Here is a 23,923-nt window from a genome sequence, read left to right on the forward strand (position 1 = left end):
TGATAGCTCTTTTCAAAACCATCTAAATGGCTCTCTAAAGTATTGGTATCACCTGGTGTTTGGTGTATACTAACGTGAGTAATGAACTGATTTTCATTGGATATTTGAGCATTATAAGCTGGTTTGAGCTGACCGTTTTTCATATGGTCATCTTTCATTCGCATAAAAGTAGCATCTGTATCTGTTTTGCTATAAGAATTTCTATCTCCCATTATTTTTAGACTTTCTTCATATTTTTCTAACTTTGGAAGATGCTCATTTTGAAGTTTTTCTAACTCCTTAGCTTGTTTTTTAGTAGGTTCTTTTAGCCTTTTATTAATCTCAGCTAATTTCTCTTTAAGCTCTTTGGTATTGATTTCTTTAGGAAGTTCTTGCTTAGTAATCTCTTGGTTATCTGATTGTATGCTATCTTCTATATCAGAGAGCACTTTATTTATTTTAGCCTCTAACTTCTTCTTGTACTTCTCTACAGAACCTCTCCACACAAAAGTATATTTGTTAGCAACTGATTCTATTTTTGTACCGTCAATATACTGTACATCAAGGCTTAGATAACCCTCTTTTACTAAGAGTTTTACTATTTCAGCAAAAAGTTTTTGCAAAGAATCTTTCAAAATTTTACCTCTAAAGTCATTGATTGTTCTAAAATCAGGAGTTGTACCTCCTGCAAGATACATAAGGGAGAGATTTTCTTTGACAGCAATAGCCATTTTGCGGCAAGAATAAATGTTAGAAAGATAGCTATAGAAGATTATTTTTATCATTGTACGAGGGTGGTATGCAGAACAGCCTCCACCCTTATATTTTTGAATAACATCAGTTATATCTAACTGATTAACAACCATTTCTACTAATTTAGCAGGGTGGTTACTATCTAACTTATCAAAAATATTCTCGGGGAAAAGTGTTAAAAATTTGTGAGGTTCAGATTTAAATGATACTTTTGCCATTGTGTTTTTTTTAGGAACCACAAAGATACAACTTTTGTGGTAAAACACCAAATAATAAGAGGCTATCTTTTGCCAGATAGCCTCTTTTTTATTCATTGCTGATAATCAGCCTGTTAAAACTTTTCGGACAGGCTCTTTTTTTTATTATATCATCATTTCATAAAATCTCATCACAGTTCCTCACCATTACTCCTTCCCAATCAGCCTTGTCAGAGTCGTCTGCCCGTCCGATTTTCTCCTACATTCTAAAAATAAAAAGAACCCTATCACTAGAATAGGGCTCCTTTAAATGTTTTCACAACGGAATAATCCTTATTGTGAATTGCTTTCAAATTCTGCGACAAAGGTAAGTGTAATATTTTTTATAAGCAAATTTTTCTTAATATTTTTTGTTTTTATTTCTTTTTTATTATCTTTGCCTCACCAAAATATAAAAAGAATGAAACGTATATTAGGCTTAGATTTGGGCTCAAACTCTATCGGTTGGGCTCTTGTACAACAAGATTTTGAAAACAAACAAGGAAAAATTATTGCTACTGGTAGTAGGATTATTCCTATGGATCAGGGTATATTAGGTGACTTTGAGAAGGGAAATACAGTTTCTCAAACTGCCGAAAGAACTACTTATCGCAGTACACGTCGTCTGAGAGAACGGCATTTACTTCGCCGTGAGCGACTTCATAGAGTACTTCACATATTAGGTTTTTTACCTCCTCACTATGATTCACAAATAGACTTTACCAAAAGATATGGTAAATTTATAGATAATGCTGAACCCAAAATAGCTTATAACAATGGGAATTTTATCTTTATGAATAGTTTCAATGAGATGATTGAGGATTTCAAAAAATATCAACCTCAGTTATTTTACAAGAAATCTAATGGCGAAGAGAGTAAAATCCCTTATGATTGGACAATTTATTACCTACGTAAAAAAGCACTCTCACAAAAGATTACCCAACAAGAATTAGCTTGGCTTATACTTCATTTCAATCAGAAAAGAGGGTACTATCAGTTACGAGGGGAGGAAGAAACAGAAAACCCTAACAAGGAAGTTGCTTTTCACTCCTTAAAAGTTGTAGATGTAGAGGCTGAAGCCCCTAATAAAAAAGGAGAGATTTGGTATACAATCCGTTTAGAAAATGGTTGGATATACCGTCGCACAAGTAAAATTCCATTGGACGATTGGAAGGGAAAAACGCGTGATTTCATTGTTACTACCGATCTTAATGATGATGGCACAATTAAAGTAGACAAAGAGGGAAAAGAAAAGCGTTCCTTCAGAGCTCCTGACGAAAATGATTGGAATTTACTCAAAAAGAAAACAGAGCACGATATTGATTTTTCTGGAAAAACTGTAGGTGCTTATATCTACGACCATTTGTTGCAAAACCCTAATCAGAAAATAAAAGGAAAATTAGTTCGTACTATTGAAAGAAAGTACTATAAAGACGAACTAAAGGCTATTTTGGCTAAACAAATAGCTCTTCAACCAGAATTGTTCACTGAAACCCTATTGGCGGACTGTATAAGAGAATTATACCGCAAAAACGAGACACAACAGCAAAATCTACTATCAAAAGATTTCCTTCATCTGTTTGTAGAAGATATCATTTTCTACCAACGCCCATTGCGTAGCAAAAAATCTACTATTGCCAATTGTACCTTAGAAAAACGTTCGTATATAGATAAGGAAACTAATGAGCGCAAAGACACTTTTATAAAAGTATGTGCCAAATCTAATCCTTACTACCAAGAGTTTAGAGTGTTACAATGGCTGCAAAACTTGAGAATTTACGAAATAGAAACCGACCGTGAGGTAACTGCTGAGTTTATCGAAACAGCCGAAGACTATGAGGCTCTCTTCAACTTCTTGATGTCTCAAAAAGAAATAGATAACGAAGGTTTACTGAAATACTTTTTGTTTGCAAAAAATCCTCAAATTAAAGATAAAGTAGCTAAAAGTGAGCTTAAAAAATGGCTCACTACTTATCGCTGGAACTATGTGTATGATGCGGCGGATAACTCTTCCAAAAAATACCCTATGAATGAAACAGGCTATGACCTTCAGCGGTATTTGCAGAAAGTAGAAGGACTCCCTGCCAACTTTCTAACCTTTGATACAACGTATCAATTGTGGCATTTGTTATATTCGGTGAAGGACAAAGTTGAATTTGAGAAAGCATTAAAGAGATTTGCTAAAAAGAAGCAATTAGACGAAACATCTTTCGTAGAAAGTTTCAAAAACTTCAAACCCTATCCTAATGAGTATGGTAGTTTCTCAGAAAAAGCTATTAAAAAATTGCTTCCTCTAATGCGTTTTGGCAATCATTGGGACTTTAATCGCATTGATGTATCTACTCAGAAACGTATAGATGACCTTATCAATGGAGTGGCGAATGAGGATATCCGTACCATCATTAGAGAAAAAGCAGAGAAGTATCAACTCAATAATGAGACCTGCTTTCAAGGATTACCGCTTTGGTTAGCTCAGTATGTAGTCTATAACCGTCACGCTGAAGCTACTGATATAGAAAAATGGACTTCAGTGAGTGATTTAGAAACATATTTAGAAGATTTCAAACAACACTCTCTTAGAAACCCTATAGTAGAGCAAGTAGTTACCGAAACTTTACGCGTAGTAAGAGATATTTGGCAACAATACGGCGGGGGACAAGCGAATTTCTTTGATGAAATACACATAGAACTGGGTAGAGAACTCAAAAAAACAGCCGAAGAAAGAAAACAACTTTCCAATAGAAATCAAGAGAATGAAAATACCAACCTACGCATTAAGAAATTACTTGCCGAATTAAAAGAAGATGCAAGCATACAAAACGTGCGTCCGTATTCGCCTGTACAGCAAGAACTGCTTAAAATCTATGAAGAAGGTGTGTTCAGTAGTACAGATCAAGTAGAGGAAGATATTCAGAAAATTCGCAAAAAAGCTGAACCTACCACCCTTGAGATACAACGCTATAAGCTTTGGTTAGAACAAAAGTATAAATCGCCCTATACAGGAGAGGTGATTTCACTTACAAAACTATTCACTGAGGACTATGAAATAGAACATATTATTCCGCAAAGCCGTTATTACGACGATAGTTTATCTAATAAAGTAATATGCGAATCGGCTGTAAATAAGCTAAAAACAAATCTATTAGGATTAGAATTTATTCAAAAACACCACGGAGAAAAGGTGCGCATAACAGGTAATAAAGAAGTTACTATTTTCACAGAAGAACAATACAAAGAGTTTGTGAAGAAACATTACGCTAATAATTCAGCTAAACAACAAAAACTTCTTTTGAATGAAATACCTGAAAAAATGGTGGCTCGCCAGCTCAATGACACTCGCTACATCAGTAAGTATATTTCAGAAATACTTTCTAAAATAGTGCGTTCAGACGAAAAAGATGAGGGGGTAAATTCTAAAAATGTAATACCTTGTACAGGAAAAATTACCACCGCTCTCAAACAAGATTGGGGACTTAATGATGTGTGGAATGAGCTTATACTTCCTCGTTTTGAGCGAATGAATCAGCTTACCCAAACACAGCTATTTACCTCATATAACGACAGACTTCAAAAAAATCTCCCTACTGTTCCAATAGAATACAGCCAAGGTTTTCAAAAGAAACGCATAGACCACCGTCATCACGCTATGGACGCCTTAGTGATTGCTTGTGCTACGAGAGAGCACATCAATTATATGAATAACCAACACGCATTGGATAAGAATAAGGATAAAAAAGAAAAACAACAATCTCGCATAGACCTTCGCACTATCCTCTGTGAGAAAAAGAATAATAACTGGCAGTTCAAGAAACCTTGGGGTACTTTCACTCAAGAAGCCAAAGAAGCCCTTGAACATATAGTAGTGAGTTTTAAACAAAACCTAAGAGTGATTAATAAGGCTACCAACTATTATGAAAAATGGGAAGAGAAAAATGGTGTACTTGTAAAAAAGAAAGTAAAACAAGAGGGGACTAATTGGGCTATCAGAAAGCCTTTACACAAAGAAACGGTTTCAGGTAAAATTGTTTTGGATAGAAAAATAGGTAAAGATAAAATACTTACAGCTACCCGAAAAGCAGTAGATATAACCTTTACAGAAAAGATTATCAGTAGTATTACCGATACGGGCATTCAGAAAATATTACTCAACTATCTCAACTATAAAGGAAGCCCCGAAGTTGCTTTTTCAGCAGAAGGATTAGAAGAACTCAACAAAAATATCGCTCAATATAACGATGGCAAGAAACATCAGCCCATTTATAAAGTGCGTATTTTTGAAGAAGGAAGTAAATTTCCTCTTGGAGAAACGGGTGCTAAAGCTACCAAATATGTAGAAGCAGCCAAAGGAACGAACCTCTTTTTTGGAGTATATCAAGGCAAAGAAAAACGCTCGTATGCAACGATCCCCCTCAACGAAGTAATTGAACGACAAAAACAAGGACTTCCTTCTGTTCCCGAGCGCAATGAAAAAGGAGAACCATTGTTGTTTAGCCTTTCGCCTAACGATTTAGTGTACGTACCAATGGAAGGAGAAGCCACAGAGACAATAGATTTCAATAATCTCAGCAAAGAACAGAAAGAAAGAATTTACAATGTAAATGATTTTTCTTCTACCACTTGTTATTTTACACCTAATAGAGTTGCAAAAGCTATTTGTCCTAAAGAGATTGATAAAAAGGGAAAAGATTCTGGTTCTTTTGATACTAAAACAGCGAGTATAGAAGGGGTGCAAATAAAAGAAGTCTGTATCAAACTAAAAGTAGATCGCTTAGGAAACATCATCAAAGCATAGAACAAAAACCAATAAACGCCCTTTAAACTATGTTATACCGTTCTATTTACATCGGCAATCCTACCCATTTGAAGTTGAAAGATAAGCAACTCAAAATAACAGACCCCACTACCCAAACTGTAAAAGGGAGTGTACCTATTGAAGATTTGGGCTTGCTGATGCTTGACCATTATCAAATTACTGTTTCACATCAGTTATTGCAAGAGTTGATGAAGAACAATGTGGTGCTTATCAGCTGTGATGAAAAACACTTACCCTTAGGAGCAATGCTTCCTTTTAGTGGAAATACTCAATATTCCGAACGGGTGAAAACACAGTTGGAAGTGAGCGAACCTCTTAAAAAACAACTTTGGAAGCAAACTGTGGAATGCAAAATTCAGAACCAAGCTAAGGTATTAGAACATTTAGGAAAGTATGCTGACCCGATGTACGACTATCTAAAAGAAGTAAAATCGGGCGATACAACCAATATGGAAGGTATTGCAGCGCAACACTATTGGAAGTACCTTATCGATTACGATTTTCTAAGAGATAGATTTGGTGAATATCCTAATCAGTTTTTCAATTTTGGATATGGAGTTTTGCTCAGTATCGTAGCCCGCGCATTGGTAGATACAGGTTTATTATTAGTATTAGGAATTTTCCATCGCAATAAGTACAACCCCTATTGTTTGGCAAGCGACATAATGGAACCCTACCGCCCCATAGTAGATTTATTGGTAATGGAATGGCTCACAACACATCCTGAAGTAGAAGAACTCAACAAAGAAAGTAAAGCTCATATACTTCAGATGGCAACCCGTGATGTACAGATAGAAAAGAATACCCACCCCTTGATAGTAGCAGTAAAGAACACAGCTTCTTCTTTATACAAATGCTATACGGGTGAAAAGCGACTGATAGCTTATCCTGAATTATGATCATAGCCGAACGATATAATGCTTATAGAATTATGTGGGTATTAGTATTATACGATTTGCCAACAGAAACGAAAAAGATGCGTAAAGAAGCACAGAACTTTCGTGATAAACTCATAAAGGACGGTTTTACGCTCTTTCAGTTTTCGATGTACATAAGGCATTGCCCTAGTAGAGAGAATGCCCAAGTGCATATCAATCGTGTAAAACAAAACTTACCTCAGTATGGCAATATAGCTATAATGTGCTTAACTGATAAGCAGTTTGGCGATATGGAGTTCTTTTACTGTCAGAGAGAAACAGCAGCGCCCGAAACTTATGTGCAATTAGAACTTTTTTAAGAAGAATAGGAAAGAGAAAACCTCCTCTTTAGCCTTTGTTTATAAGGTAAAAGAGGAGGTTTTTCAGTACTGTTTTTAAGCAAAACTGATTGATACTAAAACCTTTAAAATATTGAGGTTGTTATCAATCACAAAACTACAAAATTTGAAAGCAATTCACAACATATCGAGGATATATACTACGATATGAAGAGTTGTTATCAATCACAAAACTACAAAATTTGAAAGCAATTCACAACCAATTCCAGCCCCTTCAAGGGATAAAAGTGGTTGTTATCAATCACAAAACTACAAAATTTGAAAGCAATTCACAACTACAGGCGCAAACATACAACCGATAGCCTTGTTGTTATCAATCACAAAACTACAAAATTTGAAAGCAATTCACAACGCTACATCGGCTATAAACAAATCTCCAAATGTTGTTATCAATCACAAAACTACAAAATTTGAAAGCAATTCACAACCCAATGCGATAAAATGCAATGGTTAGGTCTGTTGTTATCAATCACAAAACTACAAAATTTGAAAGCAATTCACAACAATACGCTTCCTCTATCTCTCGCTTCTGCTGTTGTTATCAATCACAAAACTACAAAATTTGAAAGCAATTCACAACAAGACTTTGATGTGCTTGACCCTGTGGCTTGTTGTTATCAATCACAAAACTACAAAATTTGAAAGCAATTCACAACAGTCTCATCCTCACTATCATCTAATTGTATGTTGTTATCAATCACAAAACTACAAAATTTGAAAGCAATTCACAACAGACAAATGTTTAACTAAAATAAGTAAAACGTTGTTATCAATCACAAAACTACAAAATTTGAAAGCAATTCACAACAATGTAAATTTGCTCGGAAAAATAGCTTAAGTTGTTATCAATCACAAAACTACAAAATTTGAAAGCAATTCACAACAAGGAAGCCCATTATTTCCTCTACCTCGTCTGTTGTTATCAATCACAAAACTACAAAATTTGAAAGCAATTCACAACAGTCCCCTTAATGCTCAAAAGCTCCCTATGGTTGTTATCAATCACAAAACTACAAAATTTGAAAGCAATTCACAACTAGATGGGAAGCGACTAAATTTGTCAGTGAGTTGTTATCAATCACAAAACTACAAAATTTGAAAGCAATTCACAACAGCATAAACACAAATTCTTAAACAAAAAATGTTGTTATCAATCACAAAACTACAAAATTTGAAAGCAATTCACAACATTTCCAGCGGTTTCACAATTCTTCAGCCAGTTGTTATCAATCACAAAACTACAAAATTTGAAAGCAATTCACAACATTCGCTCCAATCTGTTGCGATGTTTCCTTGTTGTTATCAATCACAAAACTACAAAATTTGAAAGCAATTCACAACTTGCCCATCTGTTTTATGATAGCACGAACAAGTTGTTATCAATCACAAAACTACAAAATTTGAAAGCAATTCACAACAGCATAAACACAAATTCTTAAACAAAAAATGTTGTTATCAATCACAAAACTACAAAATTTGAAAGCAATTCACAACTATTCCTTTTGCAAAACTGCAATACAATCTGTTGTTATCAATCACAAAACTACAAAATTTGAAAGCAATTCACAACTAACGGAAAAACGACTTTTTATAACGGAAAGTTGTTATCAATCACAAAACTACAAAATTTGAAAGCAATTCACAACTGCATTCGCCTAATCTTGAATTTTCGGTTAGTTGTTATCAATCACAAAACTACAAAATTTGAAAGCAATTCACAACGCTGTAGCTATGATAGCAGGGTGTAGCAAGGTTGTTATCAATCACAAAACTACAAAATTTGAAAGCAATTCACAACACTTCGCCTCTCAATGGTGATATTGATATGTTGTTATCAATCACAAAACTACAAAATTTGAAAGCAATTCACAACAATTATTTCAGTCATATTTTTTACGAGTTGTTGTTATCAATCACAAAACTACAAAATTTGAAAGCAATTCACAACTGTCTCTTGATGATACTGTTACTCTCAAATGTTGTTATCAATCACAAAACTACAAAATTTGAAAGCAATTCACAACACGTATTGAGAGTATTAGCTTTTCGTAATGTTGTTATCAATCACAAAACTACAAAATTTGAAAGCAATTCACAACATCTGTTTTATACATTTTATAGACCTTATAGTTGTTATCAATCACAAAACTACAAAATTTGAAAGCAATTCACAACAAGTTTCCAGATTTCAAGAATAACACGGCAGTTGTTATCAATCACAAAACTACAAAATTTGAAAGCAATTCACAACTCTTTGCGCTCTTCGGTAATAAATCGTTCTGTTGTTATCAATCACAAAACTACAAAATTTGAAAGCAATTCACAACGCTTAGGCTCTTCACCACCTGAAAAAGAGCGTTGTTATCAATCACAAAACTACAAAATTTGAAAGCAATTCACAACAGTTGCAAAATAATATATACCTCCAGCGGAGTTGTTATCAATCACAAAACTACAAAATTTGAAAGCAATTCACAACCTGTGATGAGGTTGCCAGTGCGGGCGGTAAGTTGTTATCAATCACAAAACTACAAAATTTGAAAGCAATTCACAACTAGTTCGCTGAAAATCAAACATTTACAAAAGTTGTTATCAATCACAAAACTACAAAATTTGAAAGCAATTCACAACTACTTTGTCGATTTGTAGAATACTTTCAAAGTTGTTATCAATCACAAAACTACAAAATTTGAAAGCAATTCACAACAACTGCTTTGCTGTTGCGTCTTTTGTAACGTTGTTATCAATCGCAAAACTACAAAATTTGAAAGCAATTCACAACGTAACTGCACTTCCTAAGTGTCCAGTGGCTGTTGTTATCAATCACAAAACTACAAAATTTGAAAGCAATTCACAACAAGGGTAGTGATTGTAATAATTACAAAAAAGTTGTTATCAATCACAAAACTACAAAATTTGAAAGCAATTCACAACGAGCATCGTTGGTTTCTACGAATAGGTATTGTTGTTATCAATCACAAAACTACAAAATTTGAAAGCAATTCACAACCAATACAACGTATAAAAGGCGTATCCTGAAGTTGTTATCAATCACAAAACTACAAAATTTGAAAGCAATTCACAACTACTTGGCGAATGGAGTTGGCAATGATTACGTTGTTATCAATCACAAAACTACAAAATTTGAAAGCAATTCACAACAATGTCTTCATCTAAATCATAGCCTTTTGTGTTGTTATCAATCGCAAAACTACAAAATTTGAAAGCAATTCACAACTATATTGGTGAACATAGGTTTAGAGGTTAGGTTGTTATCAATCGCAAAACTACAAAATTTGAAAGCAATTCACAACGATGAGGCAGATTTTGATAATCTGAACACTGTTGTTATCAATCGCAAAACTACAAAATTTGAAAGCAATTCACAACCAATACAACGTATAAAAGGCGTATCCTGAAGTTGTTATCAATCACAAAACTACAAAATTTGAAAGCAATTCACAACTACTTGGCGAATGGAGTTGGCAATGATTACGTTGTTATCAATCACAAAACTACAAAATTTGAAAGCAATTCACAAAATCTAACTTATTAGCCCTTTCAGATAGTAAGTTGTTATCAATCACAAAACTACAAAATTTGAAAGCAATTCACAACTAAGGTTGTTGTATAGAGCGGTTTGTATTGGTTGTTATCAATCACAAAACTACAAAATTTGAAAGCAATTCACAACAGGTACTATTTAAGTGCGTATGTATCTAATGTTGTTATCAATCACAAAACTACAAAATTTGAAAGCAATTCACAACAGAGCAGCGCAAGTATATTAAAGAGCAGGTGTTGTTATCAATCACAAAACTACAAAATTTGAAAGCAATTCACAACTACTTGGCGAATGGAGTTGGCAATGATTACGTTGTTATCAATCACAAAACTACAAAATTTGAAAGCAATTCACAACACTTAAAAGAGCCTAACGGCGACAAAGATAGTTGTTATCAATCACAAAACTACAAAATTTGAAAGCAATTCACAACAGAATTTAAGGGAAAGTGGTATTGAGATAAAGTTGTTATCAATCACAAAACTACAAAATTTGAAAGCAATTCACAACTGTGAGGGTCATCGGGATAATTAGGGTTGAGTTGTTATCAATCACAAAACTACGAAATTTGAAAGCAATTCACAACTATCTTGGCAATCATCGCTTGGTTCTCGGTGTTGTTATCAATCACAAAACTACAAAATTTGAAAGCAATTCACAACGAGACATCACCCCTTCATTGGAAGTGAACAGTTGTTATCAATCACAAAACTACAAAATTTGAAAGCAATTCACAACAATCTTCTTTATCTACACGCAGGTACTGTAGTTGTTATCAATCGCAAAACTACAAAATTTGAAAGCAATTCACAACATAAATGTTTAATTTATCAAATAGTTCAACAATAAAGCGCGAAGATACAAAAAAAATATTTTATAAGTAACAAAGCATAAAAAAGGTTGCCCAGACTTCTGAGCAACCTCTTTCTATATTCTATTAGATGATTAACTTCCTAAGGTATACCAATGTACGCCTATCAAATATTGAAACTCCGCTGAAAACGACAACCGTACGGCAACTACCAGCAGAAAAGCCAACACGGATAAACCTATCTTTTGGTACGTCTTGCTCACGGTGGCAATGAGCATTCCTAATAAAAAAGCTGCCCCTGTGCTCACAATATAAATCAGAGCTAAACTGAAATGTGCATCAGGCAGACTCCCTGCAATAAGCATTAACCCCGTAAACGGAAGAACAATGCGTAAGGCACTTTGTAGGCATTCTTGGGGTCTCTCTCTCACAAAAAGATAACTGATAATCACCATCCCTGTTAAGTACAAGGGTAGGGTTACCAAATGATCTCCATAGGCTATTGAACTTATAAACAAGTAAAGTGCAATAGCTGAGATAAGTTCTAAAAAGATTTGTACTGACTTTTTCATAATTAAATATTTTAGAATTTTGCGACAAAGTTATAAGATATTCTCTTCTCTGTCAAGTAAGTTGACAAAGTTTAAGATTGTTTTAACTTTTAATTGTAGACTTTGTATTGTTTTTAACAAATTCTAAATAACAACCTTTAAGAATAAAATGCTAATGCCTTCCTCTCTCTCCTCTGATCACTGCCTCAAACTCCTTAACTAATGCAGGCTGCCGCCCAGCGATATTGTGTCTCTCAGCAGGGTCTACGCTCAGGTCGTAGAGCTGAGGAGCGCCCTCAAAGCCTGTTTCGATGCCTGTCTCCCAAGCCCGTTTCATAGTTTGGGCGGTAGGCTCGATATACTTGTATTTGCCTTTCAGCACTGCCAGCACATTGCGCAGCCCTTCCTGCACCGCATAAGTACGACCCTTCTTGTCCTTACCTACCCACGAAGCCCAATGCGGCTGATGCCATTCACTATCGTCATATAATGCCCGTGCGAGTAGCGCATACGCAGCAGCTCAGGGTTCTCCTTGCCCGTAGGCAGATTGCCTATCTTGTGCTGGTAGTTCACCTCCAAAGGGTCATCAGGGCTAAGGTTCAGCACCCGACCGTTGCGCAAATACACACAAGGCACGCGGTCAGAGGTCGCTGGCATAATAAAGCTCTCGTCAAAGCCAATATCATTAGGCGTATGAGGGATCGGCTTATTCCAATCGATACCGCCTCTATCGCCTAAGCCTAAGTGCCACTTGCCGATGGCAGCCGTAGCGTAGCCCGCCTTCTTAAAAAAAGTAGCCACCGTCTGATGCCTCGCAGGGATGAGCGCAAAGGCATCGTTGTTATCAATCGCAAAACTACAAAATTTGAAAGCAATTCACAACTATAAATTAGCAAATTTGAGAATTAGCCAATTTGAAAATTACCTAAGTTGTTATCAACCAAATAGCTATAAAGTTTGAAAGCAATTCACAACTATAAATTAGCAAATTTGAGAATTAGCCAATTTGGAAATTACCTAAGTTGTTATCAATCAAATAGCTACAAAGTTTGAAAGCACTCACACTGTTTTTCCTGTCTGTGCGGCTCGTACATCACAGAGCTACAAAATTTGAAAACAATTCACAAAATGTATAAGTAAATAATCTGAACAATAACGCCAAGTAAAGCGAGCGAATCCTCTCCCTTTTATGATTTTTATTTGTTTTTTAAATAATAATTCTTACCTTTGTACCCTAATTTAATATTAAAAATTATGGGTATTATCGCAACACTTATTATTGGAGCCATCGCTGGATGGTTAGGAGGAACTATCTACAAAGGTAGTGGATTAGGTCTTATTGGCAATATCATTATTGGTATTCTTGGAAGTGGCGTGGGATATTGGCTTTTAGGAGATGTGTTTCACGTCTCACTTGGAGGAGGATGGATTGGCGCTATCTTAACAGGAGCTATTGGAGCTATCGTTATTTTATTCTTGATAAATTTGATATTTAAAAAGAAGTAATAAGGAAGAGCTCATATTAAAAATCAAAAAAACCTCGAAAATTATATATTTTCGAGGTTTTTTAGTGCTTCTTTTTTAGAATTATTACCTACTTGCGTTAGCAATCCAGGTCTTTCCATCTGTAGTATACAGAATGTACAATGAAGAGGCGTTAATTCTGATTACTTTTAAACCATCTTGCAAATCAACATTTATTAAAGTGTTATCTCCTTCTTTTTTGAAGCTAACACCTTTAAGGTCAGGGATGCCGTCTGAAAAACGGAAATAATAGTTATTTCCTGTTTTAATAACTGTCACGGCTCCATTATCAGCAGATTTTTTCTGTTGACTATCAAAGTAAGAGACTTTACCTTTGTAGGTTCCTACAAAAAGGTCATTGTCTGCAGGGTCGTCATTCTTGCTGCAAGATATACAAGAAAAAGCTATTAGTGATAAACAAATCACCGATACTAAAGCAATAGTTTTTTTCATACTTGATTCAATTTAAAAATTAATATTAAAGTTTGATGCAATAATTATACCATTGGAATACTTTATGCAATTTTTAATACATTAATTGTGAGATTTTTAGTTATAATCTTGTTCGAAATTTGTAAATATATATCTTAATATTTTCAATATGGAAGATGGAGATGAAGCAAAAAATATTCAAGAATGGTTGAGTGACGACCCTAAAATAGAAGAGTAGGGTAGGGATAATGTTTCAGTTCATCACGGGGCTAATCGCTCTATTTTCCAGTCGTAATCTTCAGTGAGGGTGTAGCGCAGGCGGTCGTGTAGGCGGTTGGGACGTCCTTGCCAGAACTCTATGCTCAGAGGGCGCACTAAGTAGCCACCCCAATGAGGAGGGCGTGGTACTTCTTTGCCTTCGTATTGGGCTTCTAAGGTGTGTAGACGTTCTTCTAAGTACTCACGTGTGGGGATTACTTCGCTCTGTGGCGATACCACTGCTCCTAACTGACTGCCTAACGGGCGCGATTCGAAATAACCATCAGAAGTATTGGCAGCTACACGTTCGGCGATACCTTTGATGATGATTTGTCGCTCAAGAGATGGCCAAAAAAACGATAAACACAAGTGCGGATTGGCTTCTATAGCTCTACCTTTTTCGCTGTGGTAGTTGGTGTAGAATATAAATCCTTCGTAAGTGTATTGTTTGAGTAGTACAACGCGTGTTTTTGGAAATCCATCAAGCCCTATGGTGCTGACCGACATAGCATTAGCTTCGTCAATGCTATCAGCTTCATCGGCTTCATAAAACCACGTTTGAAAGAGCTGCATTGGGTTTTCGGGTGCGTCTTTCTCTAAAAGTTCCCGTTTGTTATAGGTTTTTCGATAATTACTTAAGTCCATTTATTTTTTTTTTGCAAATATACTAATAATTTATCAATTCACAACCGTATTTTTTGTAACAGATTGAATAATATTGCGTTGTTTTTTTGGTGGTATGCTTTTTGTGGCTTATTTTGGTAGTTCTAATTCAGATTAATTGTTGTGCTGATTTTATGGCAAAAGAAGGGTTTTTTACTATGGAAACTTCTTTAAATATTCTTAAAAATCTTTTTAAAGAAGAGCTTATCAGTTTTGATAAACAATATGATGAACTTACTTTAAAGTTTAAAGGCTACTATTTATGGTGTTATGTATATAAAGATACTGAAGAGGAAATATTGGAAGAGGAATTAGGAAAATTAAATTTGAACATTAAGTATGAAGCAGAAACACCACAACAAGTAATTGCTGATTTTAAGAAAAAGGCTTTAATGTTAGGACTTAAAGAAAGATTATTATGATATTAACACTCAGGAAACCTAAGAAATATGAAGAATATATAATTAATTCTCTAGACGAACTCATACAAAAGTTGATTCCTTTTTCACAAATTGAACAGGCTAAAATTCGTTTAGCAATAGATGATACTTGGGATGCTGATTGCCTTTCTTGTCAAATAGATAAAGGTAAGTATTTGTTGCTCTATTATACTACAGACCTTGATAATCCTCAAGAGAAATATCCTCGTAGTTATAATAGAAGACTTGCCACCCACAATAAGATAGAGATTAATGGTGATTTGTATGACGAGAATACTATTTGCTATGATTTTGGTTTTGTATTGATGCTATTTAAAGAGTTTTTTCAGCAGAAAGATATCCCTTTATATATTCTTGATTAATAAAATAACCAATTAAAAAATGAAAGAGTATGAGAGTAGTTATTCAAAAAGTAACCCACGCTTCAGTGGATATAGAGAAGCAAACGGTAGCCTCTATCAATAGAGGCTTATTAGTATTGGTAGGGATAGAAGATAGCGATAGCGATGAGGATATTGCGTGGCTATCGGCGAAGATAGTGAATTTACGCGTTTTTGAAGATGAAAATGGTGTGATGAACCTCTCGGTGAAGGATGTGGAAGGCGAGGTGCTTATAGTGTCGCAATTCACTTTGCACGCTGCTACTAAAAAAGGTAATCGCCCCAGCTATATCAGAGCAGCACGTCCTGAGGTGGCAATTCCTATCTATGAGGCGTTTGTAAAGCAAGTGGAAATATTGCTTGGCAAACGAGTGCCTACGGGGCAATTTGGAGCGATGATGCAGGTAAATCTCTGTAACGATGGACCAGTAACGATTTTGATAGATACAAAAAATAAGGATTTTTAAATGTCGGTAATTACTTTTTATCTTTGGTTAGGATGTTTGTTAGAATAGCAAAATTACATCTTTTTTTGAATAGTTGTAAATTGTTGGTTGTAAATTGTTAATTATTTTGTACTTTTGTGCGCTTAATATTTTTTACGTTTTTTTTGAATATGCAAAAACCTTTGATATTAGTAACAAACGACGATGGTATTACCGCTCCTGGTATCCGTTATCTGATAGACATAATGAAAGAATTAGGTGAAGTGGTGGTAGTAGCTCCTGATTCACCACAGAGTGGTAAAGGGCACGCCGTTACCCTCGATACTACGATGTACTGCGACCCTGTGCCGTCACATAACGGAGCTACTCGCGAATACGCTTGTAGTGGTACTCCTGCCGACTGTGTGAAAATAGCCAAACATGAAGTGCTGAACGGTCGTCTGCCCGATTTGTGTGTGAGTGGTATCAATCACGGTTCCAATGCTTCTATCAACGTGATATATTCAGGAACGATGAGTGCGGCTATTGAGGCGGGTACTGAGGGAATTCCTGCTATTGGTTTTTCGTTGTTAGACCCGAGTTGGAATGCTGATTTCTCTCAAGCGCGCTCTTATATCAAAAATATTGCTGAGAAGGTGCTTGCTAATGGGTTGCCTAAAGGAACAGTGCTGAACGTAAACATCCCTAATATCAAGAAGGAAGAAATTAAAGGTGTGAAAATATGCCGACAAGCACGTTCTCGATGGATAGAGAGTTTTGACAAACGCGTGAACCCACAGGGAAGAGTATACTATTGGATGACAGGTACTTTTGTGAATGAAGATGAAGGTACTGACACCGACCAATGGGCGCTTGAAAATGGCTATATATCGGTTGTGCCTATTCAGTTTGACCTTACTGCTCACCAAAATATTGAACCGCTAAAACAATGGGATTTATAGATATGAACTACAACCGAAAAAATCAACTTATAGGTTTTACAATAGGGATATTGGCTAATGCGATTGGGATATTGGCTTATATCCTTATTTTTTCTAAAAACAGTATTGGTGTAACCCTTCAAGATGCTTACTACAGAGGCTATTTGGGAAAACTCATTCTGTTGGGAGCCTTGTTAGACCTTGCTGTTTTCTTCTTTTTTATCAATCGTTATGAAAACGAACGCGCCAGAGGGGTGCTTATCGCTTCGGCAGTGCTTACCATCATTATTTTAATATTACAATTCATTTAAAAAACTAAATACAATGAGAATTAGAGAATATATAGTTTTTTTATACCGTATCTTCTTGGTATATTTGTTCTATGCTATTGCCCGTGGTTTGTTTATCTATTTCAATCACGGAGAAATGGGTGATTATAACTTATCAGACCTTTTTTATTATGGATTAGCGTTTGATAACTGTGCTATAATGTACACTAACTTGCTGTTTATACTGCTCAGTTTACTCCCTTTGTGGATAAATACCCATAAAAAGTTTCAAAAAGTGGTGTTTTGGTCGTATTTTATACCTAATACGATTGCTTATACTACTAACTTTATCGATATGGCATATTATCCTTTTAGCAAGTCCCGTCTTACCTCGGCATCGTTTGCTGTTATTGAACACGAAAATAACAAGATGAAATTATTTGGTAGTTTTTTAATAGACTATTGGTATTTATTTGTGGGCTTCTTTTTGTTGATAGCACTTTGGATTTTTCTCTATAAACGCGTGAAGCTTACTGAAACGCCTATCGCTCAAAAGAAATCTTACTTTGGATGGTCTGCTGTATTTTTCTTAGGCTTCGGTACTCTGATAATGATGGCTATACGAGGCGGTGGTTTTACCTCGGATACTCGTCCTATCAATATGCTTGATGCTAGCCGACACGTGAATATTACAGCACAGGCTGATGCAATTCTCAACACGCCTTTTTGCCTTATTCGCAGTATGGGTAAGAACAAAGGATTTAAAGAATATCACTTTGTAGATGAAGCCTACATCAATGAGAGTTTAAAACCTATTAAGCAGTACAACCGCGAAGTAGCTACCAAGCCTAATGTCGTCCTCTTTATTTTAGAAAGTTTCGGTAAAGAGTATTGGGGCTGTATGAATACTAAAACCCATATTCCTAACTTTAAGTCGTATACTCCCTTTTTAGACTCGCTCTCTCAACATTCTTATGTGCTCGATAACGCTTATTGCACAGGTCGCCAGTCGATACACGGAATGTCGTCAATGTTAGCGGGAATCCCCTCTTTTCAAGTGGCTTATACTTCTTCTCCTTATGTGAAACAACCTACACAGTCTTTGGTGTCTATCGCCAAAGAAATGGGGTACGATACTTCTTTCTTCCATTCAGCTCCTAACGGTTCTATGGGATTTTTAGGTTTTTCTAATATCTTAGGTTTTGACCATTACTACGGTAAAAATGAGTATAATAACGATGCTGATGACGATGGGCATTGGGGAATTTGGGACGAACCTTTCTTCCAATATATGTGCAGAACTTATTCCGAAAAGAAACAACCTTTTTTAGGCACTATTTTCACGCTTTCATCTCATCACCCTTTTCAAATTCCTAAACAATATGAGGGTAAATTTCCTAAAGGGAATTTAGAGATTCACCAATGTATTGGCTATACCGATTATGCTCTCAAACGATTTTTTGAGTGTGCTAAAAAACAACCTTGGTATAACAATACGATTTTTGCTTTTGTGAATGATCACCCTAACCAAACTTATTACGACCTTTATAAAGAGCCTATTACAGGTAGAGGAGCGGCGATAATGTTTTATAGTCCGAATCCTAATTTAGTGCCTAAAGGGGTAAATTCGGATATCGCTCAACAAATAGACATCTATCCTTCGTTAGTAGATTTGATAGGGTATAAAAAACCTTTCCGCTCTTGGGGACGCAGTGTGTTTGCCAATCGCCCTGATGAAACACCACGTGCTTTCATTTCGGATGCGCTGATGTATCAAATGATGCAAGGTAATTATACTTATATCATAGACGAGACTGGCAAAGTGAATGGAGTGTATAAAAAAGAAGATGGAGCTCTGAAAAACAATCTTTTAGGTAAAGAAGATAATGCTGAAATACAAAAAGGTATCAAAGATTTAAAAGCCTTTATGCAGGATTATATGGATAGGATTATCAATCACAAATTGAATAATTAGCAAATTAGGTGCCAGCGGCACAAGCAAATAAATTAGCAAAAGAGAAAGCGCGATGTTTCCAATGATAAACATCGCGCTTTCTTATCTCTTACCTCTTAGCTATTCAAGAGTAAGAAGGTATTTCTCTGCGTCCAACGCTGCCATACAACCTGAACCGGCAGCAGTAATGGCTTGGCGGTAGCGAGTATCGGCGGCATCACCTGCAACAAATACTCCTGCTACATTGGTGAGCGAAGTGCCCGCTACGTTTTTGATATAGCCTACTTCATCAGTATCAATATAAGGTTTAAAGACATCGGTATTAGGTTTGTGACCGATAGCTACAAAGAAGCCTGTGATAGCTATTTCGCTTATTTCTCCCGTTTTGTTGTTGCGGACTTTCATACCCGTAACGACTTGTCCGTCACCGAGAATTTCTTCAGTTTCAGTATTGAAAAGCACTTCTATTTTAGGTGAATTGAGTACGCGTTCTTTCATAATTTGCGAAGCGCGGAACTCATCGCGACGTACGAGCATAGTTACTTTTGAACAAAGGTTTGCCAAGTAAAGCGCTTCTTCACAAGCTGAGTCGCCTGCTCCTACAATAGCCACGTGTTGATTGCGGTAGAAGAAACCATCGCACACAGCGCAAGCCGATACGCCGCCTCCTGTTTGGAGGTAGTGTTGTTCGGAGGGTAACCCTAAGTATTTAGCTGAAGCACCTGTAGCGATAATCACGGCATCGGCGTGGAGTTCTTGGTCGTCTACCCATATTTTGTGAGGATGAGCCGAGAAGTCTACTTTAGTTACCCAGCCATTGCGAATATCAGCACCAAAACGTTTAGCTTGTTGTTCTAATTGCATCATCATTTCTGTACCCATTACCCCCTCAGGATAGCCAGGGAAGTTTTCTACCTCAAAGGTAGTAGTGAGTTGTCCGCCAGGTTGTTCGCCTTGGTAGAGTACAGGATTAAGGTTAGCGCGAGAGGCATAGATAGCGGCAGTATAGCCCGCAGGACCTGAGCCTATAATGAGGCATTTTATTTTTTCGATGTTTGCCATAGTGATTTTTTCTTTTTTAAATTTAGGCTGCAAAAGTACGAGATAATTAGCAAATTAGCAAATTAGCAAATTGGGGAATTAGCAAATTAGGGAATTAGCAAATTAGGGAATTAGCAAATTGGGGAATTAGCAAATTAGAGAATTAGCCAAAAGTTGCAGTTTATAGCTCTTAATTACGTTTAGCGTATCATAATTGATATTATTTTTTTATAAAAGGTTGCTTTCTGTACTTATCTTTAAAATTTTGAAATAATTTATTAGATTGTATATAGGGATCATTACAAGTTTCTAATGCTTCCCAAATACATTCTCTCAAATCTTCGGTTATTGGTTTATTGCTGAAATGAGCTATTTTTGTTATTATATAACAAGCAGGTGGGTAATGACTGTCACAAGCTCTTTTAATATAATATAACCCTCTGAATAAATCTGCTGCGTTATCTGTTATACATAGAAAATCTCCTGCGACCATTTGTGCAGGGGGGTAATCTAAATCAGCGGACTGTTTTATAAGTTCTACACCCGTCTTAAAATCTTTTTGTATCTTAATATTCTCTAAAATACCTTCCATAAGAGCCATTCCCCATATAAACATATACTTAGGGCGTTTTAGATCAGACAGACGTTTTACGTAGTATAACAACTTATCTTCATCTTCTTTATTATTTTTCTCTTTTATAACATAGTGGTAACGATGGTAGAGATTTTCACACGCTGAATTATCGCCTTCTTCACAAAGCCGTTTAGTTTCTTCTAAATTTTCTTTGAGATTATTCTCCTTTTCTTGAGAATAAGCTACTACCCCAATAAGAAGTAGTAGCAAAGATATAAGTTTTAATTTCATTTTAGTACTTGTCTTTATTAAAGAAAACAAACAATAGAAATACTATTTGGTGTATAATCCAACCAATAGCTCCCCATAAGATTAGAAAAAGGATTATACTCCAAAAACCTTTTGGATGAGATATTTTCCAAGAGATAATTCCTGAAACTATATAAAGAATTATTCTGTAGATGTTCATTGCGAAGAATAAATTTTCGCCTTCTTGTGAATTGTTATTACTCATAGTTTTATAAATTATTTAAATATTTACAATTATCTCCTTCTGCATACTTAGCAATAATATTTTCAATAAAATTAGTATCTGTTATTTCTAACGAAACAGAAACCTTTTCTACTTTATCATTTATATTCATTTCAAAGAGAGAAATGAAGTTACTTTCACCAAAAGAAATAGAACCAGAAAAATAATCTTGTTTTTTTAAGAGAATATTCCCATTTATATCTAAAAAATTGATGTACAAGTTATAAGTTGAAGAGGGAATAGAATATCTCGACGAGTTTTTATATTCAATATCTCCTCTAACCCAAACTTGGTTAGTCATTTGTTCTTTGTTAGCAGAAATATTTACAAGCCCAACATTACTTTCAATCTCATTCTTGATTTTTGTTACTAAATTCTTAAATTGAGGTTTGTTTTGTACACAAACTTTTGATATTTCTACATCATAACTGTTTGAAGGAATACAGCCTATATTCTTACAAAAAGTATATAAGTTTGTGTTAAGATAAATTGATAATCCTTTTGTTTTGGTAATGATATAATTTTCTTTTTCTTTTTTTATCTCAAAATATACCTCTCTTTTTTCTGCTCTACCTATGATTATAACGACTTCATTTTTTACTATAGTATTGGTTACTTTGAAGTCGTTCAATTTCCAAAAACTATCCATTTCCTTAGAAGCTGGATAATAGGTGTAAATATCCTCAAAATTTTCAAGATTGCAGCTACTTATAAAAAGAGTCACAACTTCTTTTGCTTTGTTTATTTTGTCCTCGTTTGTTTCACAAGCTATCAAACATAATAATAAACAAAAAAATAGTATATTTCTCATAAGGTTTAGAATTAATTGCATAATGATTTATAGGCTTTATTACCTAACTCATCTCCTTTATCAGAAGCTACTGAAAAGTCATTACAAGCTCCCCTAATATCTCCACTCTTATACTTAGCTCTTCCTCTTTCGAAATATTCTTGAGCTAATAATTCTTGGTTTTGCTCATTTTTGATAGCCATACTGTAGTTTTTAATAGCTTCATCATATTTTTTTAAGTTGTAATAGTTATTACCTTTCGTCATAAAGACTCGAGAAGTCATATCATTAGGAATATTATTCACTTCACTATAAGTTTTGTTACTTTGTTCCCACATTCCTAATCTATTTTCTATGATGGCTTTGTTACTCAATAAAACTATATTATTATAGTTATCGGCTCTTTCTCCTATGTCGTATGATACATTTTTTTTATCATTAGTGCTTCTATAGAGTTCTAGAGACTTTAGAATGTTAGAATAGGCAGTTTTATATCTCCTTTGTCTTAATTGAATAACAGACAAATCACTATATATATCACTTAATACTAAAATTAGATAACTACTAAGTTGTGTTTTAGGTAAGGTTTCTATGGCTTCTTCTTTAGCTTTCTCAATAGCAAAATCCAGAATCTGTTCAGCTTTTAGAAAATCTTCATCTTTAGCATAAAATCTTGCTAATTTTTTTAAAGATTCTATGTTACGAATATTTTTATAGTCTATCTTTTTTAATTCTTCTGAATACTGATTGCAAGATTTAGAAATATATTCTTGATTCATAATATGGTATTGAGTACAAAGATCATATACATCAATCAAATATTCAGGACGTTTATTGATAACGTAAGCTTTTTTAGTATATGTTTCAGCATTATGATAATCAAGTAGTAAGGCATAAACACTTCCTATTTCACTATAAACATTAGCATCATTAGGAGCTTCCCCTACTACTTTAAGATAGTTATTTAAAGCTTTTTCTAATTTTGATTTGTTATTTGACAATAGATAATCATAGAAATTTTCTCTCGCAAGAGATAGGCTTTTTTCATAAAGTCTCTTTTCAAAATATTTTTCTAAGATTGTACTATATTTTCTTAAAATACTCTTTTCTTCTTCAACCCCCATTCTATAACCATCTAATGCTGAAGCTAATCGTTTTTCGTTTATAGGGTGAGTCCCTGTATCATCTTTAGGATGAGGAATGGATTTAACTGCTTTTTTTAAATTCTCAATACTCCCCCCTAACTTACGAATTACAAAACCGGCAAATTTGTCACAATCTAATTCTTGTTGTCTTAGTTCTTTATTATTTTTCACATACATTATGGTATGTCCATTTAGATGATGAGCAATTTCGTGAGCTAATACAAAAATAGAAGTCCATTGATAATTTTTAGGATTTAGATTATAAACAAATTTTTCATCTACTGCAATATATCTAATTTTGTTATAGGAATCATAGTAAGCTATTGCATTATAAATATCTTTACAGCTTTTAGTAATGAAATTAGCATTTGATATACCTATTGTTTTTAGTATATTATCGATGGCTTTCTGATTTGTAGACTCAAGTTTTGCTTCATTATAAGTTGATAAACAACTCTCTATATTATAGCGTTCTATATCTGAAATACTACAAATATTTTGAGCATTTATTACACTATTTAAGTAGAAAGATGATAGTATATATATAATTACTCTTAAAAAACTTTTCATA

Annotated in this window: 20 protein-coding genes and 1 CRISPR repeat array (1 of these 21 only partly in view); of the genes, 10 read left to right on the forward strand and 10 right to left on the reverse strand. The window is 34.8% G+C overall.

All coding sequences use genetic code 11. The annotated features are described in order from the left end of the window. On the reverse strand, positions 1-950 hold the 5' portion of the coding sequence (locus CBG49_RS07400; protein WP_227002993.1) for an IS1182 family transposase. Its footprint begins 673 nt before the window's first position; 950 of the gene's 1,623 nt are visible here — the first part of the coding sequence; its start codon is at positions 948-950; the stop codon falls past the left edge of the window. A gap of 439 nt (positions 951-1,389) precedes the next feature. Here CBG49_RS07400 and cas9 point away from each other — a divergent pair, with 439 nt between their 5' ends. Genes cas9 through cas2 form a run of 3 tightly spaced genes read left to right on the forward strand, consistent with a single transcriptional unit; the run spans position 1,390 to position 7,018 of the window. Beyond that, positions 1,390-5,760, forward strand: coding sequence for a type II CRISPR RNA-guided endonuclease Cas9 (gene cas9, locus CBG49_RS07405; RefSeq protein ID WP_088593991.1), 4,371 nt, complete (start codon positions 1,390-1,392; stop codon positions 5,758-5,760). 29 nt (positions 5,761-5,789) lie between these two features. Next, on the forward strand, positions 5,790-6,680 hold the full coding sequence (gene cas1, locus CBG49_RS07410) for a type II CRISPR-associated endonuclease Cas1 (RefSeq protein ID WP_088593992.1): 891 nt from the start codon (positions 5,790-5,792) through the stop codon (positions 6,678-6,680). Then, a complete protein-coding gene (gene cas2 / locus CBG49_RS07415) occupies positions 6,677-7,018 on the forward strand; it encodes a CRISPR-associated endonuclease Cas2 (protein ID WP_009412677.1) in 342 nt (113 codons plus the stop codon). Before cas1 ends, cas2 begins: the two co-directional genes overlap by 4 nt. A gap of 117 nt (positions 7,019-7,135) precedes the next feature. Next, a CRISPR array of direct repeats spans positions 7,136-11,436; the repeat unit is 46 nt; unit sequence GTTGTTATCAATCACAAAACTACAAAATTTGAAAGCAATTCACAAC. 131 nt (positions 11,437-11,567) lie between these two features. On the opposite strand, the gene CBG49_RS07420 is transcribed toward cas2, so the two are convergent. Together CBG49_RS07420 and CBG49_RS16360 are read right to left on the reverse strand one after the other, a co-directional pair. Then, positions 11,568-12,005 (reverse strand): hypothetical protein, encoded by a 438-nt coding sequence (locus CBG49_RS07420; protein ID WP_088593993.1) that lies wholly within the window; start codon positions 12,003-12,005, stop codon positions 11,568-11,570. A gap of 420 nt (positions 12,006-12,425) precedes the next feature. Continuing rightward, positions 12,426-12,641: a hypothetical protein gene (locus tag CBG49_RS16360; protein ID WP_236854649.1), complete on the reverse strand. Its 216-nt coding sequence runs from the start codon at positions 12,639-12,641 to the stop codon at positions 12,426-12,428. Positions 12,642-13,238: 597 nt separating this feature from the next. Here CBG49_RS16360 and CBG49_RS07435 point away from each other — a divergent pair. Continuing rightward, complete coding sequence (locus CBG49_RS07435) at positions 13,239-13,490, forward strand: GlsB/YeaQ/YmgE family stress response membrane protein (protein ID WP_088593996.1); 252 nt, start codon at positions 13,239-13,241, stop codon at positions 13,488-13,490. 84 nt (positions 13,491-13,574) lie between these two features. Here the strand turns inward: CBG49_RS07435 and CBG49_RS07440 are convergent, their stop codons facing one another. Then, complete coding sequence (locus CBG49_RS07440) at positions 13,575-13,961, reverse strand: hypothetical protein (protein WP_088593997.1); 387 nt, start codon at positions 13,959-13,961, stop codon at positions 13,575-13,577. A gap of 240 nt (positions 13,962-14,201) precedes the next feature. Then, complete coding sequence (gene pdxH, locus CBG49_RS07445) at positions 14,202-14,843, reverse strand: pyridoxamine 5'-phosphate oxidase (RefSeq protein WP_088593998.1); 642 nt, start codon at positions 14,841-14,843, stop codon at positions 14,202-14,204. A gap of 152 nt (positions 14,844-14,995) precedes the next feature. On the opposite strand from pdxH, the gene CBG49_RS07450 reads away from it, so the two are divergent. From CBG49_RS07450 to CBG49_RS07475, 6 genes are all read left to right on the forward strand, one after another. Then, positions 14,996-15,283 (forward strand): hypothetical protein, encoded by a 288-nt coding sequence (locus tag CBG49_RS07450; protein ID WP_088593999.1) that lies wholly within the window; start codon positions 14,996-14,998, stop codon positions 15,281-15,283. After that, positions 15,280-15,663, forward strand: a complete 384-nt coding sequence (locus CBG49_RS07455; protein ID WP_227002994.1) for a DUF6911 family protein — start codon at positions 15,280-15,282, stop codon at positions 15,661-15,663. Before CBG49_RS07450 ends, CBG49_RS07455 begins: the two co-directional genes overlap by 4 nt. 29 nt (positions 15,664-15,692) lie before the next feature. Beyond that, a complete protein-coding gene (gene dtd / locus CBG49_RS07460; RefSeq protein WP_088594000.1) occupies positions 15,693-16,148 on the forward strand; it encodes a D-aminoacyl-tRNA deacylase in 456 nt (151 codons plus the stop codon). A gap of 149 nt (positions 16,149-16,297) precedes the next feature. Further along, complete coding sequence (gene surE / locus CBG49_RS07465) at positions 16,298-17,068, forward strand: 5'/3'-nucleotidase SurE (RefSeq protein ID WP_088594001.1); 771 nt, start codon at positions 16,298-16,300, stop codon at positions 17,066-17,068. Continuing rightward, the gene (locus CBG49_RS07470; RefSeq protein WP_009414498.1) at positions 17,056-17,358 is read left to right on the forward strand and encodes a hypothetical protein; all 303 of its coding nucleotides are present in this window, start codon (positions 17,056-17,058) and stop codon (positions 17,356-17,358) included. Before surE ends, CBG49_RS07470 begins: the two co-directional genes overlap by 13 nt. Positions 17,359-17,371: 13 nt before the next feature. Then, the gene (locus CBG49_RS07475; protein WP_088594002.1) at positions 17,372-19,291 is read left to right on the forward strand and encodes an LTA synthase family protein; all 1,920 of its coding nucleotides are present in this window, start codon (positions 17,372-17,374) and stop codon (positions 19,289-19,291) included. 99 nt (positions 19,292-19,390) lie between these two features. Here CBG49_RS07475 and trxB read toward each other — a convergent pair whose 3' ends face one another. From trxB to CBG49_RS07500, 5 genes are all read right to left on the reverse strand, one after another. Beyond that, on the reverse strand, positions 19,391-20,332 hold the full coding sequence (gene trxB / locus CBG49_RS07480) for a thioredoxin-disulfide reductase (protein WP_088595291.1): 942 nt from the start codon (positions 20,330-20,332) through the stop codon (positions 19,391-19,393). Between the two features lie 199 nt (positions 20,333-20,531). Next, a complete protein-coding gene (locus tag CBG49_RS07485) occupies positions 20,532-21,176 on the reverse strand; it encodes an SEL1-like repeat protein (RefSeq protein WP_088594003.1) in 645 nt (214 codons plus the stop codon). 1 nt (position 21,177) lies between these two features. Beyond that, positions 21,178-21,399, reverse strand: a complete 222-nt coding sequence (locus CBG49_RS07490) for a hypothetical protein (RefSeq protein ID WP_088594004.1) — start codon at positions 21,397-21,399, stop codon at positions 21,178-21,180. Between the two features lie 4 nt (positions 21,400-21,403). Next, on the reverse strand, positions 21,404-22,228 hold the full coding sequence (locus CBG49_RS07495) for a hypothetical protein (protein ID WP_157668377.1): 825 nt from the start codon (positions 22,226-22,228) through the stop codon (positions 21,404-21,406). Positions 22,229-22,239: 11 nt separating this feature from the next. Beyond that, positions 22,240-23,922: a hypothetical protein gene (locus CBG49_RS07500; protein ID WP_088594006.1), complete on the reverse strand. Its 1,683-nt coding sequence runs from the start codon at positions 23,920-23,922 to the stop codon at positions 22,240-22,242. Between the last annotated feature and the right edge of the window lies 1 nt (position 23,923).

This window comes from Capnocytophaga endodontalis, assembly GCF_002209445.1.
Classification (GTDB): Bacteria; Bacteroidota; Bacteroidia; order Flavobacteriales; family Flavobacteriaceae; genus Capnocytophaga; species Capnocytophaga periodontitidis.

Bases quoted from the DNA above. Each gene is read 5' to 3' on its own strand.
- cas9 (WP_088593991.1), top strand. From the start codon at position 1,390: ATGAAACGTATATTAGGCTTAGATTTGGGCTCAAACTCTATCGGTTGG.
- cas1 (WP_088593992.1), top strand. From the start codon at position 5,790: ATGTTATACCGTTCTATTTACATCGGCAATCCTACCCATTTGAAGTTG.
- cas2 (WP_009412677.1), top strand. From the start codon at position 6,677: ATGATCATAGCCGAACGATATAATGCTTATAGAATTATGTGGGTATTA.
- CBG49_RS07420 (WP_088593993.1), bottom strand. From the start codon at position 12,005: ATGAAAAAGTCAGTACAAATCTTTTTAGAACTTATCTCAGCTATTGCA.
- CBG49_RS16360 (WP_236854649.1), bottom strand. From the start codon at position 12,641: ATGCCAGCGACCTCTGACCGCGTGCCTTGTGTGTATTTGCGCAACGGT.
- CBG49_RS07435 (WP_088593996.1), top strand. From the start codon at position 13,239: ATGGGTATTATCGCAACACTTATTATTGGAGCCATCGCTGGATGGTTA.
- CBG49_RS07440 (WP_088593997.1), bottom strand. From the start codon at position 13,961: ATGAAAAAAACTATTGCTTTAGTATCGGTGATTTGTTTATCACTAATA.
- pdxH (WP_088593998.1), bottom strand. From the start codon at position 14,843: ATGGACTTAAGTAATTATCGAAAAACCTATAACAAACGGGAACTTTTA.
- CBG49_RS07450 (WP_088593999.1), top strand. From the start codon at position 14,996: ATGGCAAAAGAAGGGTTTTTTACTATGGAAACTTCTTTAAATATTCTT.
- CBG49_RS07455 (WP_227002994.1), top strand. From the start codon at position 15,280: ATGATATTAACACTCAGGAAACCTAAGAAATATGAAGAATATATAATT.
- dtd (WP_088594000.1), top strand. From the start codon at position 15,693: ATGAGAGTAGTTATTCAAAAAGTAACCCACGCTTCAGTGGATATAGAG.
- surE (WP_088594001.1), top strand. From the start codon at position 16,298: ATGCAAAAACCTTTGATATTAGTAACAAACGACGATGGTATTACCGCT.
- CBG49_RS07470 (WP_009414498.1), top strand. From the start codon at position 17,056: ATGGGATTTATAGATATGAACTACAACCGAAAAAATCAACTTATAGGT.
- CBG49_RS07475 (WP_088594002.1), top strand. From the start codon at position 17,372: ATGAGAATTAGAGAATATATAGTTTTTTTATACCGTATCTTCTTGGTA.
- trxB (WP_088595291.1), bottom strand. From the start codon at position 20,332: ATGGCAAACATCGAAAAAATAAAATGCCTCATTATAGGCTCAGGTCCT.
- CBG49_RS07485 (WP_088594003.1), bottom strand. From the start codon at position 21,176: ATGAAATTAAAACTTATATCTTTGCTACTACTTCTTATTGGGGTAGTA.
- CBG49_RS07490 (WP_088594004.1), bottom strand. From the start codon at position 21,399: ATGAGTAATAACAATTCACAAGAAGGCGAAAATTTATTCTTCGCAATG.
- CBG49_RS07495 (WP_157668377.1), bottom strand. From the start codon at position 22,228: ATGAGAAATATACTATTTTTTTGTTTATTATTATGTTTGATAGCTTGT.
- CBG49_RS07500 (WP_088594006.1), bottom strand. From the start codon at position 23,922: ATGAAAAGTTTTTTAAGAGTAATTATATATATACTATCATCTTTCTAC.